We start from the raw sequence: 6,131 nt of genomic DNA, 5'->3' as shown, positions 1-6,131 counted from the left end.
CCCGAGAAGTCCTCGATGGGACTGATCTCTTCGAAGATCTCTTCGAGGCCCGACTGGGTCGGGACGTCCTTGCGCCCGGCCTGACGAGCCGCCTCTACCCGGGCCTTCCATTTCTCGTTACCGAGCAACCAGTCGAATGACTCGGTCTGCAGGGCGAGAAGGTCAGGAACTTCGAGAGGCTCCTGGATGCGCGAAAAAGAGACGCGACGGGGACCAGCGGGTATGGCCGAGGCGTTGCGCGAGGCTGCCAACAGATGTCCTTCCGGAGGGCGCGGATGGAATCGAACTGCGCGCACGCCAAACGCCCCGGCGAAATCCGGGGGCGTTGCAAGGCAGCGCGAGGGGCAGCATAACGCAAATAGGAAACGTGTGTCCACACTTAATTAGTGTGTCAACCTCGTTCCCGGGATCAGTTTCTCATAGCCGGGTGGACTCGTCAACTCGCCGTCATTCCTCGCCTGGCGTCATCCGCGGGCCAGCACCACCTTGAGCGCTCCGGTCGCCGTCGGGTCGGCGAACGTCTCGTAGGCCGCGGCCATGTCGTCCAGCGCGAAGCGGTGGGTGATGAACGTGCCGGGGTCCAGCCGTCCGGCGGCGATCATGTCCAGGAGGGTCGGCGTCGCGTAGGTGTCGACCAGGCCGGTGGTGATGGTGAGATCGCGGATCCACAGATCTTCGAGGTGCAGGGTGGCGGGTGCGCCGTGCACGCCGATGTTGGCGACATGACCGCCGGGGCGTACCAGGCGGGTGCACAGCTCGAAGGTCTCCGGGAGTCCGACGGCCTCGATGGCGACATCGGCGCCCAGCCCGCGGGTCAGCTCGGCGATCGCGCCGGCCGGGTCGTCGCCCGCACCCACGACCAGGTCCGCGCCGAGCCGCTTGGCGGCCTCCAGCCGTGCGGGGGCGGGATCGACCGCGACGATGTGGCTGGGCGTGAACAACCGCGCGGTGGTGATCGCGGCCAGGCCGATCGGCCCGGCTCCGACGATCACGACCGTGTCGCCGGGCTGGACGCGGCCGTTCAGCACGCCGACCTCGTAGGCGGTGGGCAGGATGTCGGCGAGCATGAGCGCGGCCTCGTCGGTGACGCCGTCGGGCAGCGGATGGGTGGAGGTGTCGGCGAACGGCACACGTACGTACTCCGCTTGGGTGCCGTTGACCCGGTGGCCGAGGATCCAGCCGCCACCGCCCAGGCACTGACCGAACATGCCGACGCGGCAGTAGCGGCACCGCCCGCACGCCGAGATGCACGAGACCAGCACCCGGTCGCCCGGCTTGACGATGCCGACCGAGCCTCCGGCCGCCGTGACGGTGCCGACCGCCTCGTGGCCGAGAATCGTCCCCGGCGCCACGGTGGGCACGTCGCCCTTGAGGATGTGCAGGTCGGTGCCGCAGATGGTGACCGCGTCCACGCGGACGACGGCGTCGGTCGGCTCGATCACCCGCGGAGCGGGAGCCTCCTCCCAGGAGCGCCGGCCGGGGCCGTGGTAGATGAGCGCCTTCATCACGCCTCCTCGTGCTGCTCACCTCTCACGCTCGCCGGGACGGGCCGATCCGACCAGGGACGAAGGTCCCGTCGCCTCGATGCCCTTCGGCCGCGCTCACCCCGATCACGCGTTACCAGGGCCGATGGTCCCTGGTAAGGCAGGACCTCGTCCTCTGGAAGCCGCAGGCCGGTGGGTGTGTGCTGAAGGCGAAGGCGCCGGGGCCACATCCGGGCGGAGAGGTCCGAGGGAGGATGACGATGAGCAGAGCGATCGTGGTCGGCGTGGACGGATCGCCATCGGCCGGATCGGCGCTCGGCTGGGCCGCCGACGACGCCTCACGCAGAGGGCTTCCCCTGCGGATCGTGCTCGTACGCGAGCCCTGGGCGGCGGAGCACCCGCCCACCGCGGCCAGTGACCGGCAGACGCTGACCGAGCGGTGCACGTACGTGCTCGACCAGGCGGCCGACCAGGTACGCAGACTCATCCCCAAGCTCGAGGTCTCCACGGCTGTGATCACGGGCGCGGTGATCGAGCGGCTGAAGAGCGAGTCGGAGACGGCCGACAGCGTAGTGGTGGGCAGCAGAGGGCTCGGCGGGTTCGCCGGACTGGTGCTGGGATCGGTCGGGCTCGGCCTGGCCGGGCACGCGCACAGTCCGGTGGTCATCGTCCGGATGCCCGTACCCGGCAGCCATGGCGAGATCGTGGTCGGCTTCGACGGCTCCCCGTTCGCGGAGTCGGCACTGGACTACGCCCTGGAACAGGCCAGGGCGCGGCGCACGCCGGTCCGTGTCGTGTACGCCCAGCGGACACCGATGCTCACCCCGCATCCCGTGGGATACGGCCCGCTCCTGACCGGGGCGCTGGGCGACGAGGCGGCCGAGATCCGGCTGCGCCTGGCGCCGTGGCATGAGAAGTACCCGGACGTCGAGGTGATCGAGTCGACCGTCCCGGGGCACCCGGTCCCGGTCCTGGCCAGGGCGTCCGAGACGGCGGCGCTCGTGGTGGTCGGCTCGCGCGGACTGGGCGGCTTCGCCTCGGCGGCACTCGGGTCCGTCAGCCACGGTGTCCTGCACCGGACTCGCTGTCCGGTGGCCGTGGTGCGGCCTGCGTGGAGGCCGTCATGAGCGTCATCGTCGCCCCGCCGTACATGACCGAGACAGCCCGTCACGACTGGGACCTCCTGCAGACGCAGACCGAGGACGCCCAGGAGTTCGACCCCGCACAGGCCGGCCACCTGCCGGAACCGGCGCGCCGCTGGGTGCTGCACGCCATCGCTCCGGGGACACCGCTGCTGCGTGCGGTGGTGCTGGATACGCACGGCTCCATCCGGCTCCGCACCTGGCGGGACTTCCGCGCCCAGCAGGTACTCCTGCCGATGGAGGGCTTCGTGTGGTCGGCCACCGCCTACCTGGGACTGCTGCCCGTGCACGGGTTCGACCGGTATCGCGCTGGTCAGGGGGAGATGCGCTGGCGGCTGCTGGACGTCCTCCCCGTGATGTCGGGTGCCGGTCCGGACATCACCAGAAGTGCCGCCGGACGGCTGGCGTGTGAGTTCGTCATGGCGCCCGCCGCCGCGCTCGACCCGAGGCTACGGTGGAAGTCGATCGACGACCGCCAAGCGATCGCCAGCGTTCCCGTGGGCACCGAGGATCACGACGTGACCCTGACCATCGCGCCCAGCGGCGCGCTGGAGCGTGTCACCATGTCCCGTTGGGGTGATCCCGGGGAGGGCCGCTACCGCGACCACGTGTTCGGGGTGGAGTGCGGGCGCGAGATCGAATGCGACGGGTTCACCATTCCGGCCTACCTGGCGGGTGGCTGGTGGCCCGGCACCGATCGGTGGGCCGAGGGCGAGTTCATCCGCTTCACCGTCGACGACGCCCTGTTCCGCTAGTCCGAGAGACCACATGAGAGGCTGGGTGCATGGGGCAGCAGGAGGGTCGTGTCGAGGCACTGGGCCGGGAGGCCTGCCTGGCGCTGCTGTCGACGGTCGTCATCGGCCGGGTCGCCTGGTCGGCGGCCGGCGGTGATCTGAAGGTCGTGCTGGTCAACTTCGTGCTGGACGGTGACAGCATCGTGTTCAGGACCGCGCGGGGCGGCAAGCTCGACGCCATCCAGCACGGCGTGCCGCTGACCTTCGAGGCGGACGATGTGGAGCCCGCGCTGCGCGTGGGCTGGAGCGTCGTGCTGAGCGGTCGGGCCGACATCGTCACCGATCGTGACCAGGTCCGTCGCCTGGAGCAGTTGGGCGGGGCTCCGTGGGTCGAGCTGAGCGAGCCGGTGTTCGTGCGGTTGCCGCTGCGTGAGATCAGCGGTCGCCGCCTTCCCGTGCACGCCGGCGGTGTCTTCGTCCAGCCCGTCGAGGAGACCTGATTCCACGTCCGCGGGATCACCTCAGGTGTCTGACCCGGATGATGCCCGGCACCGTGCGGGCGAGCACGTCGGCGATGTGGTCGGCGTGCTCGTGCGGCGACCCGCTCAGCTGGGCCACGCCGTCGCGGACGGTGACCTCCCAGCTGGGCCCGAAGGGGTAATGCTCGCGCAGCGCGGCGATCACGTCCTGGCGCAGTTGCTCGTCCGGCCTGGCGAGCATGGCCAGCAGGTCGCGGCGGCTGACCATGCCCACGATCCGGTCCCCCTGTACGACGGGCAGGCTCTTGATCCGCTTGCCGATCATGAGGTCGATCGCCTTGGTGACGTCCGTCGTCTCGGTCACCGTGACGGCCTCGCGGGTCATGACCTCCATGACCCGGCGGGGCGGCGGTTCGGCGGCCGGGCCGATGGGCCGTACCGAGGCACGGGGGTCGGGTTCGAACTCGCCGCGCAGCAGGTCGAGTTCGCTGACCACACCGACGAGCCGGTCGGCGTCGTCCACGACCGGGGCGGCGGTGATGTCATGGCGGTGCAGTGTGCGGATGGCCTGCCGTACCGGGTCGGTACGGCGTACGGTGATGGGCGGGCTGCTCATGACCTCGCGCACGAGCATGTCTATCGGGCCTCCCACTTGGAGTCGTCGTGCTTCCAGGTGAGCTCGTCGATGACGTCGACCACGCCGTCGACCCGGCCGGTCATCCGTACGGCGATCGCGGTCTCGGTCTTGCGGTCCATCTGGCCGCTGAGCGTCACGATGCCGTGGCGTACGTTGACGGCGACGCCGGAGGCGTCCACCCACAGCCCCCGGTCGAGGACGTCCTCGCGGACCTCGGCGGCGATGTCGTCGTCGCCGCGCAGGAACACCTTGATCAGGTCCCGGCGGCTCACGATGCCGGCCAGGTGACCGTGCGCATCGACGACGGCGAGCCGCTTGACGTCGTGGGCGTCCATCACCCGGGCGGCCGAGACGGCCGAGGCCTCGGGCGAGACGGTGATCGGCGGGCTGGTCATCAGCTCGCCCGCGGTGTCACCGGTGGCCTTCTCCTTGCCCTTGGGGTGACGCAGCCGGGCGCGCAGCGGTGGCCGGTAGCCCTCACGGTAGAACTGCTCGCGGAACTCCTCCTTACGCAGCAGGTCGGCCTCCGACACCATGCCGACGACGTGGCCGGCGTCGTCGACCACCGGGACGGCGCTGATGCCGCCGGCGATCAGGGTCTCGGCGATGTCCTTGAACGGGGTCTTCGCGGTAACCGTGACGACCTTGGCGGTCATCACGTCGGCGACGGTTCTGAGCTTCACGGGTCAGCCCTTCTCGTCGGCTGTTGTCCTCCCTTCATCACAGCTCCGAGGCAGTGCGCCTGGTAGGGCCGGAAGTCCCGAACGGGCCGGTCTTTCGGCGAAGGTCCCGCTCATTCCCGCCGATCTGCCCGCAACCGTGCCGAGAGCGCCGCGGCCTGGGTGCGGCGCTGCATGTCGAGCTTGGACAGCAGGTTGGACACGTAGTTCTTGACCGTCTTCTCGGCCAGGAACATGCGCTCGCCGATCTGCCGGTTGGTCAGCCCTTCACCGATGAGGTCCAGGATGTGCCGTTCCTGCTCCGACAGCGCCGCCAGCGGGTCCTTCCTGGCGGCGTGCTCCCGTAGCCGTTGCAGCATCGCCGCGGTGGTCTGCGGATCGAGCAGCGACTGTCCCGAGGCGACCGTGCGTACGGCGCCCACCAGGTCGGAGCCGTGGATCTGCTTGAGCACGTACCCGGACGCGCCAGCCATCACGGCGTCGAACAACGCGTCGTCGTCGGCGAAGGACGTCAGCATCAGGCAGGCCAGCTCCGGCAGCCTGGAGCGGGCCTCGCGGCACACGTCCACGCCATTGCCGTCGGGCAGACGCACGTCCAGCACCGCCACGTCCGGCTTGAGCGCCGGAATGCGGGCGATCGCCGACTCCGCCGTCCCGGCCTCGCCGACCACCTCGATGTCCTCTTCGGAGCTCAGCAGGGCGGCCACGCCCCGCCGTACCACCTCATGGTCGTCGACGAGAAACACACGAATCATGCTCTGACGCTAACCGGCCGGGACCAGCACGGGAAAGGGGCGAAAGTCCCAAAGGGGATTCGCCGCGTTGGAAACGGCTCAGGCTTCAGGAACGGTGCAGGATCCGGTCGAGGCGGACGGCGGCGTAACCGAGGGTGGACAGCGCGGTGACGATCAACAGGTCGCCCAGGGGCAGCGGTTCGGTGCCGAGCAGCTCGCGCAGCGGTGGGACGTACAACCC

At 70.0% G+C, this 6,131-nt stretch carries 8 protein-coding genes; 3 read left to right on the top strand and 5 right to left on the bottom strand.

What is annotated here, in order from left to right; all coding sequences use genetic code 11:
- Together KME78_RS63385 and KME78_RS63380 are read right to left on the bottom strand one after the other, a co-directional pair.
- Positions 1 to 251: hypothetical protein (locus KME78_RS63385; protein WP_219539908.1), on the bottom strand; the 251-nt coding region annotated here is incomplete at its 3' end.
- A gap of 213 nt (positions 252 to 464) precedes the next feature.
- Positions 465 to 1,505: a zinc-dependent alcohol dehydrogenase family protein gene (locus tag KME78_RS63380; RefSeq protein WP_219539907.1), complete on the bottom strand. Its 1,041-nt coding sequence runs from the start codon at positions 1,503 to 1,505 to the stop codon at positions 465 to 467.
- 239 nt (positions 1,506 to 1,744) lie between these two features.
- Here KME78_RS63380 and KME78_RS63375 point away from each other — a divergent pair, with 239 nt between their 5' ends.
- The 3 genes from KME78_RS63375 to KME78_RS63365 are packed head-to-tail and all read left to right on the top strand — an operon-like array spanning position 1,745 to position 3,860.
- Positions 1,745 to 2,611 carry a universal stress protein gene (locus KME78_RS63375; RefSeq protein ID WP_219539906.1) on the top strand — a complete coding sequence of 289 codons (867 nt, stop codon included), beginning with the start codon at positions 1,745 to 1,747 and terminating at the stop codon, positions 2,609 to 2,611.
- Positions 2,608 to 3,381 carry a DUF6544 family protein gene (locus KME78_RS63370; RefSeq protein WP_219539905.1) on the top strand — a complete coding sequence of 258 codons (774 nt, stop codon included), beginning with the start codon at positions 2,608 to 2,610 and terminating at the stop codon, positions 3,379 to 3,381. The genes KME78_RS63375 and KME78_RS63370 overlap by 4 nt, the downstream gene beginning before the upstream one ends.
- 29 nt (positions 3,382 to 3,410) lie before the next feature.
- On the top strand, positions 3,411 to 3,860 hold the full coding sequence (locus KME78_RS63365) for a pyridoxamine 5'-phosphate oxidase family protein (RefSeq protein ID WP_219539904.1): 450 nt from the start codon (positions 3,411 to 3,413) through the stop codon (positions 3,858 to 3,860).
- Positions 3,861 to 3,876: 16 nt separating this feature from the next.
- On the opposite strand, the gene KME78_RS63360 is transcribed toward KME78_RS63365, so the two are convergent.
- From KME78_RS63360 to KME78_RS63350, 3 genes are all read right to left on the bottom strand, one after another.
- Positions 3,877 to 4,473, bottom strand: a complete 597-nt coding sequence (locus KME78_RS63360) for a CBS domain-containing protein (RefSeq protein ID WP_219539903.1) — start codon at positions 4,471 to 4,473, stop codon at positions 3,877 to 3,879.
- A 2-nt stretch (positions 4,474 to 4,475) separates the two neighbouring features.
- The gene (locus tag KME78_RS63355) at positions 4,476 to 5,159 is read right to left on the bottom strand and encodes a CBS domain-containing protein (protein ID WP_308127610.1); all 684 of its coding nucleotides are present in this window, start codon (positions 5,157 to 5,159) and stop codon (positions 4,476 to 4,478) included.
- A gap of 110 nt (positions 5,160 to 5,269) precedes the next feature.
- Complete coding sequence (locus tag KME78_RS63350) at positions 5,270 to 5,911, bottom strand: response regulator transcription factor (RefSeq protein WP_219539902.1); 642 nt, start codon at positions 5,909 to 5,911, stop codon at positions 5,270 to 5,272.
- Positions 5,912 to 6,131: the final 220 nt, after the last annotated feature.

The sequence above is a fragment of the Nonomuraea guangzhouensis genome (assembly GCF_019396345.1).
GTDB lineage: Bacteria > Actinomycetota > Actinomycetes > Streptosporangiales > Streptosporangiaceae > Nonomuraea > Nonomuraea guangzhouensis.
Note: the sequence above shows the minus strand (reverse complement) of the source record. Positions and strands in the feature narration are given on the sequence as shown.

Bases quoted from the DNA above. Each gene is read 5' to 3' on its own strand.
- KME78_RS63380 (WP_219539907.1), bottom strand. From the start codon at position 1,505: ATGAAGGCGCTCATCTACCACGGCCCCGGCCGGCGCTCCTGGGAGGAG.
- KME78_RS63375 (WP_219539906.1), top strand. From the start codon at position 1,745: ATGAGCAGAGCGATCGTGGTCGGCGTGGACGGATCGCCATCGGCCGGA.
- KME78_RS63370 (WP_219539905.1), top strand. From the start codon at position 2,608: ATGAGCGTCATCGTCGCCCCGCCGTACATGACCGAGACAGCCCGTCAC.
- KME78_RS63365 (WP_219539904.1), top strand. From the start codon at position 3,411: ATGGGGCAGCAGGAGGGTCGTGTCGAGGCACTGGGCCGGGAGGCCTGC.
- KME78_RS63360 (WP_219539903.1), bottom strand. From the start codon at position 4,473: ATGCTCGTGCGCGAGGTCATGAGCAGCCCGCCCATCACCGTACGCCGT.
- KME78_RS63350 (WP_219539902.1), bottom strand. From the start codon at position 5,911: ATGATTCGTGTGTTTCTCGTCGACGACCATGAGGTGGTACGGCGGGGC.